Here is a 19,502-nt window from a genome sequence, read left to right on the forward strand (position 1 = left end):
ATTCCTCATTAAGCTTAGCTTAGACCTAAGTATTTAGCGATGGTCATAACGCTGAGCACACTCATGGCAATGGCGATTAACCAACCAAAGGCAGCAATCCATAGCGGGTGGCGATAGTTGCCAATAATGTTCTTACGATAAGCCGCAATCAAAACGATAATCATGGCAATCGGCAAGACCAAGCCGTTTAGCGTACCGACCAATACCAAAATCTGCGCAGGCTTACCAATGGTGGCAAAGACCAAGGTCGAGATGACGATAAAACCAATGATAAAGTAGCGTTTGTACTGCTCGATAAAGGGATGAAAGTTGGTCATAAAGGAAACGGAAGTATACGCCGCGCCGATGACTGAGGTCACAGAAGCCGCCCAAATCACGATACCAAAGATAATCTTACCGACATTACCAAGTACATGCTGAAAAGGCGACATCGCAGGGTTTGCAGGGTCAAGGGTCAAGCCTTGTGAGACCACGCCAAGCACAGCAAGGAATAAGAAGACACGAATCACGGAAGCAACCAAAATCCCTGTCACTGAGCTTCTAGTAACGTTGGCTAGGTTTTCTTCACCCGTCACACCCGCCTCTAGCAAACGGTGCGCGCCTGAGAAAGTAATATAGCCGCCGACCGTACCACCAACGAGGGTGACAATCGCCATCGCGTCAATCTTTTCAGGCGCAATGGTGCGTACCGCCGCTTCGGCAAGTGGCGGCTCGGACTGAAACACCACGTAAATAATCAAAACAATTAGGATAAAACCCATCAGCTGGGCAAACTTATCCATAATCGGTCCCGTCTCGCGACCCAAGAATATCGCCACGGCGATGACACCACTAATCAGCGCGCCCGTAATCGGTGAGATGTTAAATACCGACTGCATGCCAAGCCCTGCACCGCCAATATTACCGATGTTAAACGCAAGTCCCCCTGCGATAATCAAAAAGGCAAGCAAATAGCCGACACCAGGGAATACTTTATTGGCAATCTCTTGCGCGCGCATCTTGGAAACTGCCACGATGCGCCAGACATTAAGCTGGACGCCAATGTCCATGATGATAGAAATCAAGATGACAAAGCCAAAGCTCGCCAGCAGACTTTCGGTAAAGGTCGCGGTTTGCGTCAAAAACCCTGGCCCAACGGCAGAGGTCGCCATCAAAAATGCCGCGCCCAATATGGCGGTATTGTGTTTTTTTAAGGTACTCATAAACGTCCTTGTTTTATGCAGGTGAGTCCACTAGGCAGTCGCTTGCGCGGTGATATTGATGCCCTTGTCTTGAAGTTGTTTTTTGATTTCTTTGGCGAACGCAATGGCATGCGCGCCATCCCCATGTAGACAGATGCTGTCCGCTTCAACAGATACACTCTCTCCGCAAACGCTGGTCACTGTGCCTTCGGTAATCATTTGTAGGACGTGGCGCACGGCAGCGTCGGTATCGGTAATGAGCGCATTGTCTTTGCTGCGTGACACTAAAGAGCCGTCTTTTTCGTAGTTTCTGTCAGCAAAGACTTCGGAGATGGCGTCCATACCGTGGCGCTTGGCTGCCGCGACCAGCTGTCCGCCTGAGAGCCCCATAACCTTTAAACTTGGATCAAAGCGCTTGATTTCGCTGACGATAATGTCGGAGAGCGTCGCATCTGCCGCTGCTTGATTGTACAGCGCGCCATGTGGCTTGACGTAGTCCAAAGACACGCCGACCAAGTCACACAACGCCTTGGTTGCGCCCAGCTGATAAGCCATCAGCGCGCGGTATCCCGCCTCACTCAGCGTTTGCTGGGTGCGTCCAAAGTTGTCCCTATCAAAAAAGCTCGGATGCGCGCCGACGCGGACGCCGTTGGCTTTGGCAAGCTGCAAGGTCGCCAGCATTTCGGCGTACGAGCCTGCGTGTAACCCACAGCAGACATTGGCTGAGCTGACGATCCGCATCAGGGCGTCGTCTTGACCGCAGCCTTCGGCGACATCGGCATTTAAATCAATGTTCATTGGCATACTCCTGTATCTCGTGGATATATCGTTGTCGTTGTTGCTGGGCAAGAAACGCCTGCTCAGCGTCTACTAATTCAAAGCGGCACGCCTTGCCATACTGCATCTGTGCCATTCGCCCAATATCGGCGCTGATAATCGCGGCAATCTTGGGATAGCCACCTGTGGTCTGCCCATCTGCCATCAGCACAATCGGCTGACCTTGCGGCGGGACTTGAATCATCCCCATATCGACGCCGTGCGAGGGCATTTGCAGTGGCTCGGACAGCTCAAGCGCTGCGTCACCTTTTAAGCGCGAGCCCATGCGATTGCTGCTGGTCTGTAGCTGCCATGGCGTCTCGAGCAGTGCCGTTTGCGCTGCCTTTGTAAAGCAAGCGTACTCACTGCTTTTGATAATGCGAATGCGCTCAGTCTTTGGCAGCCGCGCCACGCCAATAATCGGTAGCTTGGCAGTATTATTGGTTGGTAACACATCGTCTGCTTGCAGAGCGCGACCTTTTGCACCACCAAAGCCTGCCGCTAAATTGGTACTGACGGATGCCAATATCGGCGCAATATCAAAGCCGCCGTGCACGCACAGATAGCTGTACATCCCCTCAAGCGGACGCTGCAACGTGAGCACTTGCCCTTTTTTTGCATGAATGCGCCAATAGCCTGCGATGCGCGTATCATCGAGATAGGCTTCGTATAGCGCGCCTGTGATACAAAAGCTGGTGTCTTGGGTAAATTCTAGCGTCATGCCGCCCATAGCAATCTCTAGTGCGGGCGTGTCTAAGGGGTTTTTGACCAGTGCATTGCCCGCCTGTAGCGACCATATATCCATTGCGCCGTTTTTACCAACGCCCATACTGCGATAGCCTAATCGCCCCAAGTCTTGAATACTGCTCAGTGCATTTACGGTTAACACTTTCATAACTGCTGCCTTTTTATGCTTATCTTTTACGTTGCACTTGGTTTATTGTGTTCAATGGCGCGGTGCGCTGATTTGTTTAGTCATAAATATCGAGCGCACGAAAGCACAAGGTATCGCCAGCGGTTAACAATGTCGGTGAGGCGTTTGCCAAGTCAAATAAGGCGGTGTCGGTCTGACCGAGCAGCTGCCAGCCGCCTGGGGAAGCAAACGGATAAATGCCTGTCTGCTCGCCGCCAATACCGACTGAGCCTGCGGGCACTTGGGTTCGGGGCGTGGCGTGACGCGGAAAATATAAGTCCTTGGACAAGCCGCCCAAATACGGAAAACCAGGCTGAAAGCCAATAAAATATACGGTATAAGTCGCGCTGGTATGGCGCTGCACCAAAGATTCGACACTGATACCAAGCGCTTGCGCCATCGGGGCAAGGTCGGGGCCATACTTGCCGCCATAGTTGACAGGAATCTCGATATGCTTGCCGTTAATGCTCTTCTCAGGTATGTCATCCAGCAAGGTACTTAGGCGCGTTTGCAAGTTTTCAAACGCGCGCCATGTCTTTGCGCTACTAAAGACGCTTAGGCTATTCATGCCAATGACGACTTCGCTCACATCGTCCATCGGCTCGATCATGTCCGCGAGCGCCCAGCATTTTTTTTGTTTATCCAAAGTCATGGGCGGCGGGAAATATAAAATAAGCGTGTTTTGATTGCCGATTTGCCATTCTAAAGCGGGTAAGCTCATGGGGTGTCTCTCTTTTTTTACGGCGATTTGTGGCGGTTGCGATAAGGGATAAGAAGATATTTTAGATATTGTCCTGTATCCACTGAGACAGATAATGAATGCTCATCTGTCCATCACAAAAGCCATTATCGCTAAACAAACGCTGATGCAGACCAATATTGGTATCAATGCCTGTGATGCTGGCTTCTGCCAATGCGCCTTGCATCTTTTGAATAGCGGCGGCGCGTGACTGGTCGTGTACGCATATCTTGGCAATCAAGCTGTCGTAGGCGGGCGGCACCAGATAGCCTGACTCAATGTGGCTGTCCACACGTACGCCACAACCTGCGGGCAGGTGACAATAGTCAATACGCCCTGCATTGGGCAAAAATGTCTGCGCGTTTTCGGCATTGATGCGACATTCAAAGGCATGCCCTTGTAGCTGAATGTCCGCCTGAGCATGCGCAAGTGGCAAGCCTGCCGCCACGCGTATCTGCTCGCGCACAATATCTACGCCTGTAATCATCTCGGTGATGGTGTGCTCGACCTGCACGCGGGTATTCATTTCAATAAAATAAAACTCGCCATCTTCGAATAAAAACTCAAACGTCCCCGCGCCGCGATAGTGCATCTGCTGACAGGCAGTCACACACGCCTGCCCAATCTCTTGGCGCTGCTGCTCGGTAATGCCTGGTGCGGGCGCTTCTTCAATGACTTTTTGATGGCGGCGCTGCATGGAACAATCACGCTCGCCCAGATAAATGGCATTGCCGTGCGTGTCGGACAAGACTTGTATCTCAATATGACGCGGGTGCTGGAGGTACTTTTCCATATACACCACGGCGCTACCGAAGTTTGCCTTTGCTTCGGTTTGCGTCAAGGCAATGGCAGCGAGCAAGTTGGCTTCTTTTTCGACCACGCGCATACCGCGCCCGCCGCCGCCGCTTGCTGCCTTGATAATCACGGGATAGCCCACCGCGCGCGCGGTCTGTAGTATCTGCTCACTGTCATCAGACAGCGCGCCGTCCGAGCCAGGGACGCAAGGCACGCCAGCCCGCATCATCTGCACCTTGGCGGCAACCTTGTCGCCCATCGTGCGGATATTGTCCGCCGTTGGTCCGATAAACGCGATGCCTGATTCGGTGACCAGCGCTGCAAAGTCTGCGTTTTCAGACAAAAAGCCATAGCCTGGATGGATGGCATCCGCTTGTGTTAATCGTGCGGCAGAGACGATAGCGCGCTGGTTTAGATAGCTTTTGGTGGCGTTGGCAGGACCGATGCACACTTTTTCATCAGCAAGATGCACAGGTAGGGAGTCTTTGTCCGCCTCAGAATAGACCATCACCGTTTGAATGCCCAACTGCTTGCAGGCGCGAATAATGCGTAAGGCGATTTCACCGCGATTGGCGATCAGTATTTTTGAGAACATATCCTTATTTCCTAAACAATCCGTGTTTGCTAAAGCCGTCAATGCCTAGCACTATTTGGCTGGCTGCTTGAGCGCCTTATTGGTTTGGCTCAAGCTTAAGTAGCGCCTGCCCGTATTCCACAATATCGCCATCATCGACCAAAATTTCAGTAACGACGCCTGTTGTTTCTGCCTTGACCTCGTGCATCATTTTCATAGCTTCGATAATGCATAGTGTCTGCCCCGCCTCGACCGCTGCACCTACTTCAACAAACGCCTCGGCATCAGGACTGGAGCGACGATAAAACGTGCCGAGCATGGGCGCAGTAATGTCCTTTGCCGTTTGGGTATTGCTAGCGTCTGGCGTGTCTGCGGTGGCATTGTCAGTATTGTCAGCATCATTACCAGTGTTGTCAGTGGCGCTGTTTTGCGATACATTTTGGCGGGTACGGGTGTGCGGCGCGGCGGGTATATGAGCGCTCGCCCCATCCGCCTGACAGACGATATGGATACGCGCGTCACCATCCACGACCTCTAAAGCGTGAATGTCTGCACGCTCGGCGATATCAATGAGGCGCTGCAAATTATCAAAATCAATATTCATATCAATCACTATTCCATTAGTTTTAAGGGTATCGTTTACTTATCTTGATTGCGCAAGTAGACATTGTCTATAAAATAGGCGCAAAAGTCCGTGTCGGTAAATGACCAACGGTTAATACTCATAGACTTTAGTTTTTAGATGACAAAAAAGGCAATACGAAATAATCGCTTATCTGTCGTTATGGATCAAAGCATCTAGAGGTTTGCTGTAAGAAGTGCAGAGATTGTCGGGAATAAAAATAGATGGGTAACATGGCTGCCTCCTTGCACTGTCTTCTTTAGCGTTGATAGACTGGCATCTATCGGTATTTATTATTTACCGTTTGCGCTTATCATCCATAATATAAGCAAGCGAAATACAGTAGCGGACGTCCCGCGTTCATTAATGCGTTAACCACTACTGACTATAAACACATTAAAACTAAGCTAACTTCTTTTCAAGCAACTATTGATTAATTCAGACAAGTATTTCTTGTCAAGAATAAAGCCCTACGAATGCAGGGCTAGACATGTTAGTGACCATAACAAAGAAATAGTTCATACGTATTATGCTTACAAGAACCCGATGGTTTTTACCATCTTATATGTCACGACCTCACCGTGCCCACGTACGTTATCTGTGATAGTAAAGCCTTGTTTTAAATAAAAGCTTTTAGCGGTCAAGATAGACTCTAGCGTGACGGTTGGTATGCCCTGCTCTTTATAGTTGTTCATAACGTGCGCGAGCAGCTGTCTGCCAATGCCTTGCTCGGCAGCGTGTAATTGAGCAATATCATGCCGCTATGCGCTGCCAATATCACAGCAACAATCTGCGTGTCTTGTGTATACACCAAGGCAAGATGATTATTTATCCACTCCTTAATATTGTCTGCGGTTTTATTCGCCAGCCACGCCTGAATATCTGCATTATTATTGTTATGGTCTTGCACGCATGCCTTGATCCTGGCGGTGATAACTGCTGCTATTTCGGGCGCGTCTGCGGTTGTTGCCTGTTTAATCATCATGCGGTAATCACGTTTGTTTTAATACGATAGTCAACATGGAATAAAAAAGATACAACGTGAAAAATGTACCCGATTTAAAGGTATTTTTCTTGCTTGCTGTGACTGCGTCTCTAGAGGCTACTAAAAACACCTTTAAATCTCGATGTCTCTTATTTATAAAGCATTCACTAGACTTCTTGCATAAGTCATCGTCAGCCCTTGTAACTCCGTCAATGGAAGTCAATGAACTAGTACTTTTGCAAGAGATCTACTATATGTATTTTTTGAGCAAAAAAACCACAACGCCCTGCCAATAGCAGAACCTTGTGGCTTTTATTATCAGTAAATAGTTTAGATCGGATACTGGCGCTGCTCGGTCTGTACAGACACCCATTGATAGGTGGTGAACTCATCAAAGGTGATATGACGCCCAAAACGTCCAATACCTGAGGCTTTTTCGCCGCCAAAGGCAATGCGCGGCTCATCATTGACGCTTTGGTCATTGATATGCACCATACCCGTCTTCCAGCCATCAGCAAACTTTTGCGCCCGCTTGATGTCTTTCGAATGCACCGCGCCGCTCAGTCCCGCGTCTGTATCGTTGGCTATTCGCAGTGCGTCATTATCACCTGAGTGCGCGATGAGTGTCGCTACAGGGCCAAACATCTCAGTACAAGCAGAATAACCCTCATTGGTACTCTTGAGCACGTACGGATACACCACTGCGCCGTCGCGTTTACCTTCAAGCAGCACCTCTGCACCGCCTTCTACGGCACGTTTTACTGCTTCTTCCACACGAATAGCTTCTTTTTCATCAATCAATGGACCAACCAACACTTCTGGTTGTGAAGGATCGCCAACTTTAAGCGCTTTGGTGTATTTAACGAACTTTTCGGCAAAATCATCAAAGATAGACTCATGCACGATGATGCGGTTGGCAGACATACAAATCTGCCCGCTGTGTAAGAAGCGCCCAAAGACTGCGGAGCGCGCCGCGTAATCGACGTCGGCATCCTCGAGCACAACAAACGCATTGTTGCCGCCAAGCTCCAAGAGACAACGTTTAATCGCGCCGCCTGCCTTTTCACCAATGCGCTTGCCCACCTCGGTTGAGCCCGTAAAGGAGATGACTTGCGGGATGGGATGCGTGTAAAGCTCGTCACCGATTTCAGAGGTTTTGGGGACAACGACAGACAGCACGCCCGCTGGCAAGCCCGCTTCTTCAAAGATTTTTGCCAATAGGACCCCGCCTGTGATGGGCGTGTTTGAGGCAGGTTTTAACAACACCGCATTGCCACTTGCCAGCGCGGTGACGACCGAACGCATCGCCAAAAATAACGGGAAGTTAAACGGACCAATCACCGTCACCACGCCGACAGGCTTACGAATGATGTGATTGATTTTGTCAGGAATGACAGAGCGCGTGACCGTCGTTTCGAGCAAAAACGGGTACTCTGCCGCGACTTTTATCACGCCGACACAGGCATCGACTTCGGTACTGGCCTTAATGACCGTCGAGCCTGCCTCACGCACCAACATATCAATCAGCTCATCACGGCGCTTGACGATGATTTGCGCCGCTTCTTCAATGATGTGGCTCATGGCGTAAGGGTTGGTCGCGCTCCACGCTTTCTGCGCTTCTTCTAATGCAACATACGCATCGTTCAAATCATCCAAACTTGCCGCCTTAAAGGTCGCAATTTCTTCGCCAGTAAAGGGGTTGCTGGTGACGATGTCATGATTTGAGGTGCCATCGCGCCACTCGCCAGCGATGTAATTTAAATGAAGTTGGTCATAGTGAGCCATAAAATTTCCTTATTCATAATAATAAAACTGCGTTAAGTCTGTCATACGAGACGATATCTGTTGCTTATTGACGTCCCGTATCAGTCTAGCAGTAAGGATTGGTGAATGATATTACCGACACAATAAACCTATATTGATGTATCGAATTATTGCTCATCAGCCATTGGTTTACGCAGGGTCAAAATAATCCAAATCAAAGGCCATCATAGACGTGCTACCTGATTGAACCATGTCGATATGCGTTTGCATGCGTGGCAGAATATGCGCCATAAAATAATCTGCCAATTTGAGCTTATTGGCATAAAACGCGCCTGCCTTACCTTGGCTTGCCGCCACCATCATGGCAGACATATAAGCAAAGCACAGATAGCCTGTCGCATGGAGATAATTGACCGCACAGCCATTCATCTCATCGCCGCGCGCGCTGATATTGGCCAGTAGCGTGTGGGTCAAGCGCTCAATATCATCTGCCGCCGTCAGGGTGGCTTGCTTGATACCATGCGCGCCTGACATCGTGCCAATAAAGCTGCGTATTTCCGCCAAAAAATCAAACAGCATCGCGCCGTTATCTTTGGCGACTTTGCGCCCCAATAGGTCTAATGCCTGAATGCCGTTTGCGCCTTCATAAATCTGAGCAATGCGCGTATCACGCACGATTTGCTCCATACCCCAATCGCAAATATAACCATGCCCGCCAAAGACCTGCTGGCAATCAACCGTTGCCTCGAACGCTTTATCACTTAAAAAGGCTTTGGTAATTGGGGTTAATAAGGCAATGCGCGCATTGGCAGTAGCAATTAATTGCTTATCATCACTGTATTTTGCAATATCGAGCTGCTTGGCGACATACATCGCAAAGCAGCGCGAAATTTCGGCATGTGCTTTGGCATTGAGCAGCATACGGCGTATGTCGGCGTGGTGAATCAAGGCATCGGCATCTTTATCAGGGTTTTTGATGCCCGAATCGCTACGAGACTGCAAGCGGTCATTGGCGTAGGCAGCGGCGTTTTGATACGCCAATTCCGTAAGGGCAATGCCCTGTATGCCAATCGCCAAACGCTCATAGTTCATCACCAAAAACATCGAGGCAAGCCCTGTACACTCCTCCCCGACCAGCCAGCCTTTTGCCTTATCAAAATTAAGCACGCAAGTCGCTGAGCCTTTGACGCCCATTTTGTGCTCAACTGACCCCACGGACGCGGCATTGCGCGCGCCGAGTTGGTCATTGCCAGCCTCATCTTTTTCAAGCAGAAATTTGGGGACAATGAATAAAGAAATGCCTTTGGAGCCTGCTGGCGCGTTGGGCGTTTTTGCCAAGACCAAATGAATGATGTTGTCTGTTAAATCATGGTCGCCACCCGTCACAAAGATTTTGCTTCCTGTGATGGCATAGCTGCCATCGTCATTGGGCACAGCTTTGGTTTTGAGCAACCCCAAATCGGTGCCTGCATGGGCTTCGGTCAAGCACATCGTCCCTGCCCATTCGCCCGTATATATTTTCTCTAAATAGCGCTGTTTTTGTTCTTCTGAGGCGGACTTTAACAAACACAAACCCGCACCCAAGGCAAGATTGGGATACAGCGCAAACGACTGATTGCTACTAAACATCATCTCTTCTTGAAACATCGATACCATTTTGGGAAAGCCTTGCCCGCCATACTCTGGCGTCGCGCCAAGACCGACCCAGCCGTCAGATTTGTACTGTGCGTACGCTGCTTTAAATCCTGTCGGCGTGCGTACCGCGCCATAGCCCATATCGTCGAGCGCAAAACTGACGCCTTCTTTATCACCACTGTGATTTAATGGCAGCAAAACTTTTTGGGTAAATGTTGCCAGCGCTTCGAGTACGACCTCGACTGTGTCCATATCAACATGGCTGAGATGCTTATTGGTCTGCCAAAATACGGGCGCATCAAACACGTCGGTTAATAAAAAACGCATGTCTGCCAGCGGTGCGTGATAACGGTGCATACAACTTCCTTTTGTTAAAACTCCAAATGATGAGGCTTAATGATTTAATCAAGCACCTTTACAAGCAGCACTTGCCGCTTTTACCTTGTCGTACACCGCATCAGCATCAACGCCATTTTGGTTGACAGAATCCAGATATTTTTGCGTGCCTTGCTTAAGCAATCCCGCCCATGCAGGGTCATTGAGCGGATCAGGAATATCCACGATGGTATCGCCTGCATCCTTGGCAGCTTGTAGGGCTTCTATATCGTCCTCGGTCAGCATAGCACCCACTTTTTGCGCCAGTACCATTCCTGAGTTGTCGTCGATAACTTTTTGTAAATCAGGCGGCAGAGCATCGTATTTTGCTTTGTTCATATTCATGACGATGCTAGAAGAATACAGCGGAATATTGGTGTGGTTTTTAACCAATTCATTGACACGGAATATGGGCACGCCATCCCATGGCAGGCTCAAGCCATCAATAACCCCGCGCTGCAATGAGGTATAAATATCGGTCGCGGGTAAGCCCACAGGCGCGGCGCCCATGCTTTCTATAATGTCGCCCGCTACGGCTGAAGGACGGCGAATACGCAGCCCTTTCATATCGTCAGGTTTGGCAATTAATTTGGTGCTGTGCAGCACGCCAGGTCCCAAGCCATATAGCGATATCACATGCGAATCTTCATACTCGCTGGCGATAGTGCCATCATCATACAGCGTCTGCATCAGGCAACCCATCTGCGCCGCCGAATTGGATAACCCCGGCAACTCAGCGATTTGTGATAAGGGGAAGCGACCACTGGTATAACCTTGCAACTGGATGCCAATATCCACTCTACCGTTCACGACGGCTTCGTAGGTGTCTGCTGGCTTAGTCAGTGTGGAGCCTGGAAAGTTTTCGATTTTGATACGACCATTGGATTCTTCTTCAATTTTTTTCGCCCAAGGTTCAAATATCTCGACATTCATTGCTGACGGTGCTGGCATAAAATGTGACATTCGCAACACCACCACATCATCTGCGCCACCGCTGCTGGCCTCTGAGCCACTGCTACAAGCTGTCAAAGTCAAAGGCATCATTAATGACAAGGCAAATAAAACTATGCCTTTTTGTGAATTCAGTGTGTTTTTTCGGCTCGCTCTACGGCTGGTAGTCGCGCTGGCAATTTTGGAACGTGTATTGTCACTAGACATAATCAAATCCTTTTGATTGGGTGGTCGAGGATAACGTGGTTATTTTGCTCTTATAACATTGTTGCCTTATAGCACCAGCGCCAAACCTCATTGCTCATCCATCGCATCAGCCGCGCTACCAAAACACTCTTTATTATAAACTTTCTTTATAATAAAAATTATAAGATTTTAATACCATAACCCAGTTATACCGCATTATTTAGTACATATTACGGTTAAAAGGCTTAATATGTCAAACTATTTTATAAAGTAACTTGACAATAATTTGAATAAGTTGCTATCTTGTAATTCACGTTAAAACAACGTATATGAATGCACTAAATGCGCCCTTGGGCGCTTAGCAGTACAGACAGATCTTTTTCATTTTTTAAACATCGAAGCTTTTAGACACCACAGTTTTTAGAAACTAACGATACAGCGCGCACGCTTGCTTGCTGCTATAGCCTGCTGTCTGGGTATAAGTACGGTCTTTAAAACAGTTTAGAAAAAGCTGGACAAAAAGTGAGCTAACAGTGGACGAAGCACTCATGACGAGCGCGTGCAGTAAATGAACAAAAGGAATTGGTCGGTGCCAGATGACACCATCTGCACTATTTTTTATAAACCAAAGTCACTATCAACAGTGACGCATAGCGCGCATGACTTTGGTTTTAAAATAAACACGGAGTGTGATTTACATGCGTAATCTAAAAACGGCGCTGTTCGCAGCAGCTACAGCAACCCTATGTACCCACGTACAAGCCATTGATGTCGTCACCGAAGGGGATACGACATTAAGTATCGGCGGCTATATTAAGGCTGAAGGACTCTTTATCTCTCCTGATGATAAGGATTCTGAATTTAAGGGCAATATCAGAGAATCAAGAATCAATGTCAAAGCCACCAAGCTGGTGAACGACAAGAAGCTGACTGGCTTTATTGAAGGGGACTTTTATGGTGAGTTTGCAGGTTATGAAAGCGGCACACCTGAGCTGCGACTGCGTCATGCCTATTTGCAATACGATAAATTTACCTTAGGTAAGACGTGGAGCGGTCAGTTTTTTGCCGTTGCCCCGCGTCTCACCGAGCAGCTTGATTTTTATGGTACAGGCTTTGGCACCATCGCGGGTAGTGGGCTGTATGTGCGTCCTGATTTGACGGTTCATTATGTCAATGATGGGCTGCGCTTGACCGCACAAGACCCCATCTATGACGATGCCAGCGTGCCTGATATGGTCGTCAGCTATAGCGACAATATTGCCAATTTTGGCTACACGGCTGCCTTGACAGGCCGTGAAGCGGGCACGAGCATAGACGATGAGTCGGATTCTGATTTCGGTATTGGTGCGTCATTAGCCGCTAAATACACGATAGGCAATGGCTCGCTACATGGCAGTGTCTATACAGGTAAAGGTATGGGCGTCTATTCTGGCGTGTGTACCACAGGCGCGCTCACGCCAGTCAGTGTTAACTGTGATGCCGAAGACGGTAAGCTGGTCTCGCAAACGGGCTTTAGTGTCGGCTATCGACATCAATTCACGCCAAAGCTGCGCGGCAATATGCGCTATGGTGAGGTCAATGTGGATAATGATGCCGACACCTCAATTGATATTAAAAGTGCCAACCTGATTTATGCCTATACGCCCGATCTCGACTTTGGTGTTGAATGGCGAGATCGCAGCGAGACCACTCTTCCATGGCGTTTAAAAGGTCAAGAAGTTGAAGTGATGGCCAAATATACCTTTTAAACGGCTGCTTGAATCTCATTAATCACCGATTGACTGTATTCATTAACATAAAAACCGATACGCGCTACACGTATCGGTTTTATTTTGGGCTGCTTTATTTTCGCTTATGTATACTTTTGCGCGGGTCTTAATCGCCTTGCTTTAAGTTGGTAATCAAGCGCTGCACCGTGGCTTTTAGCATCATCACATTCTCCGCAGGCAACCCCGCCAGCATCCTACTTTCAAACGCCATCGCCTTGATATTGCATTGCTCGTAGATGGCTTGTCCCTCTGGCGTCAGACCGATTAATAAAATTCGCCCATGATTGGGGTCTTCACGTTTGCTGATCCACCCCTTTTCTTCCATGGTTTTGATAATTTGGTTGGAGGCTTGCGGGCTGATAAACGAGCGCGATGCCAGCTTGGCATTGGCCATTTCGCCATGCAGGTGTAGATTTGCCAGCATGGTGAATTGTGGCAAGCTGACTTCCAGCTCTGACAGCGCGTCGCTAAGCTGCTGATTGATCAATTTGTCAAGCTTGCCAACACTGTAGCTAACGGTTGGCGCACTGCCAGTCGGCTTATTTGATGATGTGGTGTTCAATACATTGTCCTCGTTAGCGCTTGGGAAGCCCTCTTGGGTTTTATGGTAAGCTATTTGGCCAAAAACCTCAATTTATCTGCGTCCTCTGCGTACAGCTTCTCCGTCTCTTGGGTTCTATTATTGCGCAGTTTGCGCTGATTGAGGGTGCCTTTATCGGTTTTTTCGCCCTCAACCACATTGGGCGGATTTTCCATCAAGTAGATACGCGCAATCTTTTTTGAGCTGGCGTGATAGCCCTCATTAATGCGGTTCATAAAGTCACGAAACCACGCTTGCAACTTATCATGCGCGAGTACGTGCTTAAATTCAGCATGAGGCAGTGCGGTGAGTTTGCGCGCCGCTTTTTCTTTTACAAATACGAAAGCGCCAATTTCACGCTTGCCTTCCCCTGTGATTACCACATCTTCGATGAGTGCCATTCCTTGGACGACCATGCGATTGCGCAGCTCACCGACATTGACAAACGTACCTGTGGTCAGCTTAAAATCTTCGGCGATACGTCCATCATAGACCAAGCCTTCGGAGAGATCATCAGGGTTATAAGGCAAGACGCCATCGCCTGTGCAATAAAATCCTTCTTCATCAAAGCTGGCTGCTGTATTCACTTTGGTAGAATCATGCCGCCAATACCCAGGCATGACATGCGGGCCTTTGATACGCAGCTCTATTTTGTCTGTCATGGGCACCAGCTTAACCTCAACCCCTGATGCAGGCACACCCACAAAACTCGCGGTGTCATTGGAAGACCCTGTGGTAAAGGTACAAGACGGTGAGGTTTCTGTCATGCCGATACCCGACATGATGCGGATTCGCTCACCGCAGTGCTGATAACTGATGTCACCGAGCTGCTGCCACAAATCGGCTGATAAGCTGGCACCACCGAAAAAATACAAATCGACCTTTTTAAAAAAGTTCTCACGCAGGGCTTCATCTTCTTCCAAGGCATTGGCAAGCATCGACCAACCAATGGGGACATTAAAGTATTTACTGGGCGAGATTTCTTTAAGATTACGAATGGTTTCCTCAAACTTGCCTGCCACAGGGCGACCATCGTCAATATAAAATGTGCCACCGTTATATAAAGCAATACCCAGATTGTGGCTGCCACCAAAGGTATGATGCCAGCTGAGCCAATCCACGAGCACCAGTGGGTCGTCTTCTGATAAGCACAAGCCTTGTTTAAGCATTTGCTGATTGCTGCACAGCATACGGTGCGTCGTGGGCACGACTTTTGGATTGCCTGTAGAGCCTGAAGTAAACAGGAACTTAACGATGGTGTCTGGGGTCATTTTTTCGTGCGTTTTTTCAACCGCGTCGGTCGCTTCAGTCGCCAGCAGCTCATCAAGATGCACGCACGGCTGTCCGTCAATCGTGCCCGTTGAAGTGATAATGGGCTTGTCCATTTGACCACAGGCTTTCAGCTGACGCGAAAACCCATTGCCATCGCCCGCGTAAAACGCTGCAGGTGTGAGCTTATCAATCACGTACTGTAATTTGTCAGGATTTTTTGCCACTAAGGAATAGGCAGGCACGACCAACGCATAAGGTACATTTGCCAGCATCGCACCGCACATCAGCAAAAACACTTCAATAGAATTTTCAGACAAAATCATCAAGGGGCGCTCTTCTGAGAGATTGTACGGCAGCAATCCCTGAGCGATATTGCGCGCCTTTTGTAACACGTCGCGGTAGGTGAGCTTTATCCAGTCGCCGCGCTCGCCTGTGGCCTCGTCTAACTCGCGCTGTGCAATCAGCACTCTGTCGGGATATTTTTCGGCGTATTCGTACAGTTTATCAAATAAAAAATCGGGGTAATCCTCTAAGGGTGTGGCAGCGTTGATGTAATAAATATCGCCTTCTGCATCATGCTGTTGATGCACGATGGCATCATTGCTACCGACAGCAACGGCGCGTTCTGGGTAGCTGTGATAGGTAAATTGGGTCATGTCCTGCTCCATTGTTTCATTATTATCTTCCTTGTTTTTCTCACATCCATGCAGCTTGGGTTGCGCTTGGCAGACCATTAGCCAGAAACCATCCTGCGTTTCCTGAATGATGCTGGTAATAACCAAAGGCGCATCCTTAAAAATACCCAGCTGATACGCCGAACGCGCACCATGTCATCAAAGCGCTCAGCACGAGTTTGCGCGTTTCATCGTGTCATTTTGGATATATTTGGCAAATGGGTAGCCAACTTATTATGTTGGCTACAATAGAGAGGAATACCGAAACGGTTAACAAGCGGCTTGCCACACTCATGGCAAGAGATTAATACTGGCATTCCTTTGCCAAATCAGTGCGACAGCGATATAAGCTGACTTACCTTTTTTATCGTGCTGTCATGGCATGATACAAATAACGCCAAAAATCCCTTGTTATAAAAAGATTTTTGGCACAAATAACGGCTGTTGTTGTCATTGGTTGTTCTCAATCAACCATCAAAGAGGCCTTAGCGCTTATAGGTTTGTAGGCCAGGCTTGATGCTTTTTTCGTCAAGGAACTGACGCATGCCTTCAGCGCGGCCATTTTCTGGATCACGCATCGAGCATTGATCAATCTTGGCGTAAAGGTAGTCTTCGTTTTGATCCCATGTCAGCTCACGGCAGCGCTTAAAGCCATTTTTGGCATAGCGCAGTACGACTGGGTTTTTCTCTAGCAATACTTTGGCAATTTTTTCGACTTCAGCCTTTAGCTCGCTCAGCGGAACGCTTTTATTCACAAGTCCCATCTCTTGTGCTTTTTTACCTTTGAACGGCTCGCCCGTCATGATGTAGTACAGTGACTCACGATGACCGACCGTATCAGCCATAGCCTTGCTCACCAAATTGCCAGGTGGAATGCCCCAGTTCACCTCAGACAGACCAAAGGTCGCCTCATCCGCACAGTAAGCCAAATCGCAGGCCACGAGTGGTGAAAAAGCGCCGCCAAAGCACCAGCCATTGACCATAGCGATAGTAGGTTTGCTGTACATGCGCAGCAACTGCCACTGCCAGCGACAAGCGTCTCTGCGCGTTCTTTCTTGGACAATCTCAGGCTGACCATCTGTCTCGCGGAAATATTCTTTGAGATCCATGCCCGCTGTCCATGCCGTGCCTTCACCAGTGATCACAATAACGCCTGCTTCTGGGTCTTGCTCTAGCGTCTCTAAAATATCAATCATTTCTCGGTTGAGCGTCGGGCTCATACAGTTACGTTGGTCTGGGCGATTGAACGTCACCCAAGCAATATTGTCGCTCACGTCTACTTTGACGGTGGTCCAGCGGTTTTTATAATCTGACATCGTGTGCTCCATGGTTTAGTGGTTACTTCCCTAGTGATATAGATAAGCCATATATAAAGAATCAATATCAGCACTTAGCATGCCTAAAAAGCGATTGCTAATATGCTGCTGACCCTACATCAATATTATCAACAAAGTTGATATAATGTAAAGGAGTTTCTATCCATTTGCGCACGCTGAGACACCTTTTTTTCAGTGAAAGAAAAAAATATAGAATAAAAATTGCTATTTATCATTATGAATCAAGCTTTTATAGGCAACTTACAACCACTTAATCCTTAAAAAAGTGATTAAACAATCATTTGAATGATGCTTAGAATAAATATATTAATAAATTTAGTTGATACTATTTTGACTGTTTTAGCAAGGTATCGCTACATGACACGTCATAACATAAAATCACTAAACCCAAAAAAAAACCATACCGTCATAAAGAAGATATGGCTATTCATATAAAAGACAAAGCGTATGTCGATACCTACTGCGGCATCACTGCACGCCTAGCTAACCAAACAAAGCTTAGTTGAGCAGCGCCAATGAAATGGCAGGAAATGCCACCAACAGCGCCAAGCGAATCACATCCGATACAATAAAGGGCGCGACGCCGCGAAACATCTCCGACAGCTTAATATGCGGTGCCATCGCTTTGATGACAAAGATATTCATCCCCATTGGCGGTGTAATCAACCCAAGCTCAACCGTCAGTACCGCTACGATACCGAACCATACGGGGTCAAAACCTAAGGCCAAAATCACGGGATACACCACAGGAATCGTAATCACCAGCATCGCTAAGGCGTCCATAAACAGACCCAGCAAGAAGTACATAATCAAGATAGAGATTAAAATGATCATGGGACTCACGTCCAAGCCGCCAATCCATGCTGCCAGTGTATTGGACATCTGTGATACGGAAATAAAGTAGCCAAGCGCCTCCGCACCAAGCAGCATAAAGAACACCACTGCCGAAAGCGCCAAGGTCTCTGTCAATGACTGCTTGAGTCCTTGCAAACGCATGCCTTTAAACGCGGCATACGCCCACGAGACAAACGCGCCCACTGCCGCACCCTCTGTTGGGGTAAATATCCCAAAGAAAATACCTGCGATAATCACAATAAAAATAAAGCTAAAGGGAATCAGACCTGTGAGTGATAACAGCTTGGCTTTCCAAGAGGTTTTTTCACCGCGCTTTGCCAAATGCGGTTTCCAGCGCACCATAACCATCACAGTGATGGAATACATAAACATGCCCAGCATACCCGGCAAAAAGCCTGCAATAAACATATCACCGACCGATTGCTGCGTCAGAATAGCGTAGACCAGCAGTGCAATACTGGGTGGAATCATAATCCCCAAAGTACCGCCAGCGGCCAAGATACCGCAAGCAAAGCCTGGCTGGTAGCCGTACTTTTCCATTTGGGGCAATGCCACTTTGGTCATGGTCGAGGCGGTCGCAAGAGACGAGCCTGAAATAGAGGCAAAGATACCTGATGAGCCAATACCCGCAATGCCAAGGCTGCCCCTGACCCCGCCAAAGATGGTGCGCGTGGCGTCAAACAGCTTGCCTGCCATACCCGAATGGGTAGCGAATACGCCCATTAAAATAAATAAGGGAATGGCACTAAAGTCATATTTGGCTAAAACATCGATGGGAATGTCTTTGAGCATTTGTAGCGCGCCACTAGGATCAGTGACCGCACCAAAACCAACCAAACCCACACCCAGCATCGCAAGGGCGACAGGAACACGTAAAACAACAAGGGCGATCATGACCACAAGGCCAATGGCTCCGATAATTTCTGGACTCATGCGCCTGTCTCCTCAGCATCAAAAAATTCGCCTGTTTTAAAAATATGGATGGATTCAATCAATGAGCGAATCGCCAATAACAGACTTAATAAAGCACTAAAGCCGTAAATCGGCATCATAGAGATGCGCAAATCTTGCGTCACTTTGCCATATTCAACCGCGTCAAAAGCACTCTCGTATAGACCCCATGCAAAGACGACGCCGATGCCAAAGAAGCCAAACATAAATATCGCCATCAGATAGCCTTTAATGGCTTTTGGCATTTTTTGGGTAAAGACATCAACGATGATTTGCGAGCGCTCAACATAGGCGGCAAACGCAGCCAGTAGCGCAAAGAGCATCAGGTAGGAGACAATCTCAACCGAGCCTTTGACGGTAAAGCCAAACTCGCCGCCGCTCAGCTTAAAAACATAGCGCGCGACGACATCGGTCATGGTCGTGAGGACAATGATAATTAGGCTCAAACCGCCGATAAATTGACAAAACTTAGAGATAATCTGACTGAGTTTGATTAAAGGTGCCATAACCCACCCCCAATACCATCAG

General features: G+C 48.3%; 17 protein-coding genes. 1 reads left to right on the top strand and 16 read right to left on the bottom strand.

Annotated features, from left to right (window positions below):
* Window positions 1–14: 14 nt before the first annotated feature.
* The 11 genes from JIE71_RS11295 to JIE71_RS11345 form a co-directional block, all read right to left on the bottom strand.
* Window positions 15–1,202 carry an NRAMP family divalent metal transporter gene (locus tag JIE71_RS11295; RefSeq protein ID WP_199508813.1) on the bottom strand — a complete coding sequence of 396 codons (1,188 nt, stop codon included), beginning with the start codon at window positions 1,200–1,202 and terminating at the stop codon, window positions 15–17.
* A gap of 30 nt (window positions 1,203–1,232) precedes the next feature.
* A complete protein-coding gene (gene pxpA / locus JIE71_RS11300) occupies window positions 1,233–1,979 on the bottom strand; it encodes a 5-oxoprolinase subunit PxpA (RefSeq protein WP_199508814.1) in 747 nt (248 codons plus the stop codon).
* On the bottom strand, window positions 1,969–2,892 hold the full coding sequence (locus tag JIE71_RS11305) for a biotin-dependent carboxyltransferase family protein (RefSeq protein WP_199508815.1): 924 nt from the start codon (window positions 2,890–2,892) through the stop codon (window positions 1,969–1,971). Before JIE71_RS11305 ends, pxpA begins: the two co-directional genes overlap by 11 nt.
* Window positions 2,893–2,968: 76 nt before the next feature.
* On the bottom strand, window positions 2,969–3,631 hold the full coding sequence (gene pxpB / locus JIE71_RS11310; RefSeq protein ID WP_199508816.1) for a 5-oxoprolinase subunit PxpB: 663 nt from the start codon (window positions 3,629–3,631) through the stop codon (window positions 2,969–2,971).
* Window positions 3,632–3,692: 61 nt separating this feature from the next.
* Window positions 3,693–5,039 carry an acetyl-CoA carboxylase biotin carboxylase subunit gene (gene accC, locus JIE71_RS11315; RefSeq protein WP_199508817.1) on the bottom strand — a complete coding sequence of 449 codons (1,347 nt, stop codon included), beginning with the start codon at window positions 5,037–5,039 and terminating at the stop codon, window positions 3,693–3,695.
* Window positions 5,040–5,115: 76 nt separating this feature from the next.
* A complete protein-coding gene (gene accB, locus JIE71_RS11320; RefSeq protein WP_199508818.1) occupies window positions 5,116–5,622 on the bottom strand; it encodes an acetyl-CoA carboxylase biotin carboxyl carrier protein in 507 nt (168 codons plus the stop codon).
* A gap of 551 nt (window positions 5,623–6,173) precedes the next feature.
* The gene (locus JIE71_RS11325; RefSeq protein WP_199508884.1) at window positions 6,174–6,335 is read right to left on the bottom strand and encodes a hypothetical protein; all 162 of its coding nucleotides are present in this window, start codon (window positions 6,333–6,335) and stop codon (window positions 6,174–6,176) included.
* Window positions 6,332–6,625 carry a hypothetical protein gene (locus JIE71_RS11330; RefSeq protein WP_199508819.1) on the bottom strand — a complete coding sequence of 98 codons (294 nt, stop codon included), beginning with the start codon at window positions 6,623–6,625 and terminating at the stop codon, window positions 6,332–6,334. The genes JIE71_RS11325 and JIE71_RS11330 overlap by 4 nt, the downstream gene beginning before the upstream one ends.
* Window positions 6,626–6,955: 330 nt before the next feature.
* Window positions 6,956–8,410, bottom strand: a complete 1,455-nt coding sequence (locus JIE71_RS11335) for an aldehyde dehydrogenase family protein (RefSeq protein WP_199508820.1) — start codon at window positions 8,408–8,410, stop codon at window positions 6,956–6,958.
* 168 nt (window positions 8,411–8,578) lie between these two features.
* The gene (locus JIE71_RS11340; RefSeq protein WP_199508821.1) at window positions 8,579–10,381 is read right to left on the bottom strand and encodes an acyl-CoA dehydrogenase C-terminal domain-containing protein; all 1,803 of its coding nucleotides are present in this window, start codon (window positions 10,379–10,381) and stop codon (window positions 8,579–8,581) included.
* Window positions 10,382–10,429: 48 nt separating this feature from the next.
* Complete coding sequence (locus JIE71_RS11345) at window positions 10,430–11,443, bottom strand: TRAP transporter substrate-binding protein (RefSeq protein WP_199508885.1); 1,014 nt, start codon at window positions 11,441–11,443, stop codon at window positions 10,430–10,432.
* Between the two features lie 791 nt (window positions 11,444–12,234).
* Between JIE71_RS11345 and JIE71_RS11350 the strand changes: the two genes are divergently transcribed.
* Window positions 12,235–13,284, top strand: a complete 1,050-nt coding sequence (locus JIE71_RS11350; protein WP_199508822.1) for a hypothetical protein — start codon at window positions 12,235–12,237, stop codon at window positions 13,282–13,284.
* Between the two features lie 127 nt (window positions 13,285–13,411).
* Here JIE71_RS11350 and JIE71_RS11355 read toward each other — a convergent pair whose 3' ends face one another.
* From JIE71_RS11355 to JIE71_RS11375, 5 genes are all read right to left on the bottom strand, one after another.
* Window positions 13,412–13,867, bottom strand: coding sequence for a MarR family winged helix-turn-helix transcriptional regulator (locus tag JIE71_RS11355; RefSeq protein ID WP_199508823.1), 456 nt, complete (start codon window positions 13,865–13,867; stop codon window positions 13,412–13,414).
* Window positions 13,868–13,917: 50 nt separating this feature from the next.
* Window positions 13,918–15,813: a feruloyl-CoA synthase gene (locus JIE71_RS11360; RefSeq protein WP_199508824.1), complete on the bottom strand. Its 1,896-nt coding sequence runs from the start codon at window positions 15,811–15,813 to the stop codon at window positions 13,918–13,920.
* Between the two features lie 503 nt (window positions 15,814–16,316).
* Window positions 16,317–17,147 carry a p-hydroxycinnamoyl CoA hydratase/lyase gene (locus tag JIE71_RS11365; protein ID WP_199508825.1) on the bottom strand — a complete coding sequence of 277 codons (831 nt, stop codon included), beginning with the start codon at window positions 17,145–17,147 and terminating at the stop codon, window positions 16,317–16,319.
* Between the two features lie 519 nt (window positions 17,148–17,666).
* Window positions 17,667–18,956, bottom strand: a complete 1,290-nt coding sequence (locus tag JIE71_RS11370) for a TRAP transporter large permease (RefSeq protein WP_199508826.1) — start codon at window positions 18,954–18,956, stop codon at window positions 17,667–17,669.
* On the bottom strand, window positions 18,953–19,480 hold the full coding sequence (locus JIE71_RS11375; protein ID WP_199508827.1) for a TRAP transporter small permease: 528 nt from the start codon (window positions 19,478–19,480) through the stop codon (window positions 18,953–18,955). Before JIE71_RS11375 ends, JIE71_RS11370 begins: the two co-directional genes overlap by 4 nt.
* Window positions 19,481–19,502 lie beyond the last annotated feature (22 nt).

It is taken from the genome of Psychrobacter sp. bablab_jr014 (genome assembly GCF_016464015.1).
GTDB lineage: Bacteria > Pseudomonadota > Gammaproteobacteria > Pseudomonadales > Moraxellaceae > Psychrobacter.

What these genes read in the sequence shown, in the direction of transcription:
- JIE71_RS11360 (WP_199508824.1), bottom strand. Translation starts at nt 15,813, where the DNA reads ATGACCCAATTTACCTATCACAGCTACCCAGAACGCGCCGTTGCTGTC.
- pxpB (WP_199508816.1), bottom strand. Translation starts at nt 3,631, where the DNA reads ATGAGCTTACCCGCTTTAGAATGGCAAATCGGCAATCAAAACACGCTT.
- JIE71_RS11335 (WP_199508820.1), bottom strand. Translation starts at nt 8,410, where the DNA reads ATGGCTCACTATGACCAACTTCATTTAAATTACATCGCTGGCGAGTGG.
- JIE71_RS11365 (WP_199508825.1), bottom strand. Translation starts at nt 17,147, where the DNA reads ATGTCAGATTATAAAAACCGCTGGACCACCGTCAAAGTAGACGTGAGC.
- JIE71_RS11370 (WP_199508826.1), bottom strand. Translation starts at nt 18,956, where the DNA reads ATGAGTCCAGAAATTATCGGAGCCATTGGCCTTGTGGTCATGATCGCC.
- JIE71_RS11375 (WP_199508827.1), bottom strand. Translation starts at nt 19,480, where the DNA reads ATGGCACCTTTAATCAAACTCAGTCAGATTATCTCTAAGTTTTGTCAA.
- pxpA (WP_199508814.1), bottom strand. Translation starts at nt 1,979, where the DNA reads ATGAACATTGATTTAAATGCCGATGTCGCCGAAGGCTGCGGTCAAGAC.
- JIE71_RS11295 (WP_199508813.1), bottom strand. Translation starts at nt 1,202, where the DNA reads ATGAGTACCTTAAAAAAACACAATACCGCCATATTGGGCGCGGCATTT.
- JIE71_RS11305 (WP_199508815.1), bottom strand. Translation starts at nt 2,892, where the DNA reads ATGAAAGTGTTAACCGTAAATGCACTGAGCAGTATTCAAGACTTGGGG.
- JIE71_RS11340 (WP_199508821.1), bottom strand. Translation starts at nt 10,381, where the DNA reads ATGCACCGTTATCACGCACCGCTGGCAGACATGCGTTTTTTATTAACC.
- accC (WP_199508817.1), bottom strand. Translation starts at nt 5,039, where the DNA reads ATGTTCTCAAAAATACTGATCGCCAATCGCGGTGAAATCGCCTTACGC.
- JIE71_RS11330 (WP_199508819.1), bottom strand. Translation starts at nt 6,625, where the DNA reads ATGATGATTAAACAGGCAACAACCGCAGACGCGCCCGAAATAGCAGCA.
- JIE71_RS11350 (WP_199508822.1), top strand. Translation starts at nt 12,235, where the DNA reads ATGCGTAATCTAAAAACGGCGCTGTTCGCAGCAGCTACAGCAACCCTA.
- JIE71_RS11345 (WP_199508885.1), bottom strand. Translation starts at nt 11,443, where the DNA reads ATGATGCCTTTGACTTTGACAGCTTGTAGCAGTGGCTCAGAGGCCAGC.
- JIE71_RS11325 (WP_199508884.1), bottom strand. Translation starts at nt 6,335, where the DNA reads ATGAACAACTATAAAGAGCAGGGCATACCAACCGTCACGCTAGAGTCT.
- accB (WP_199508818.1), bottom strand. Translation starts at nt 5,622, where the DNA reads ATGAATATTGATTTTGATAATTTGCAGCGCCTCATTGATATCGCCGAG.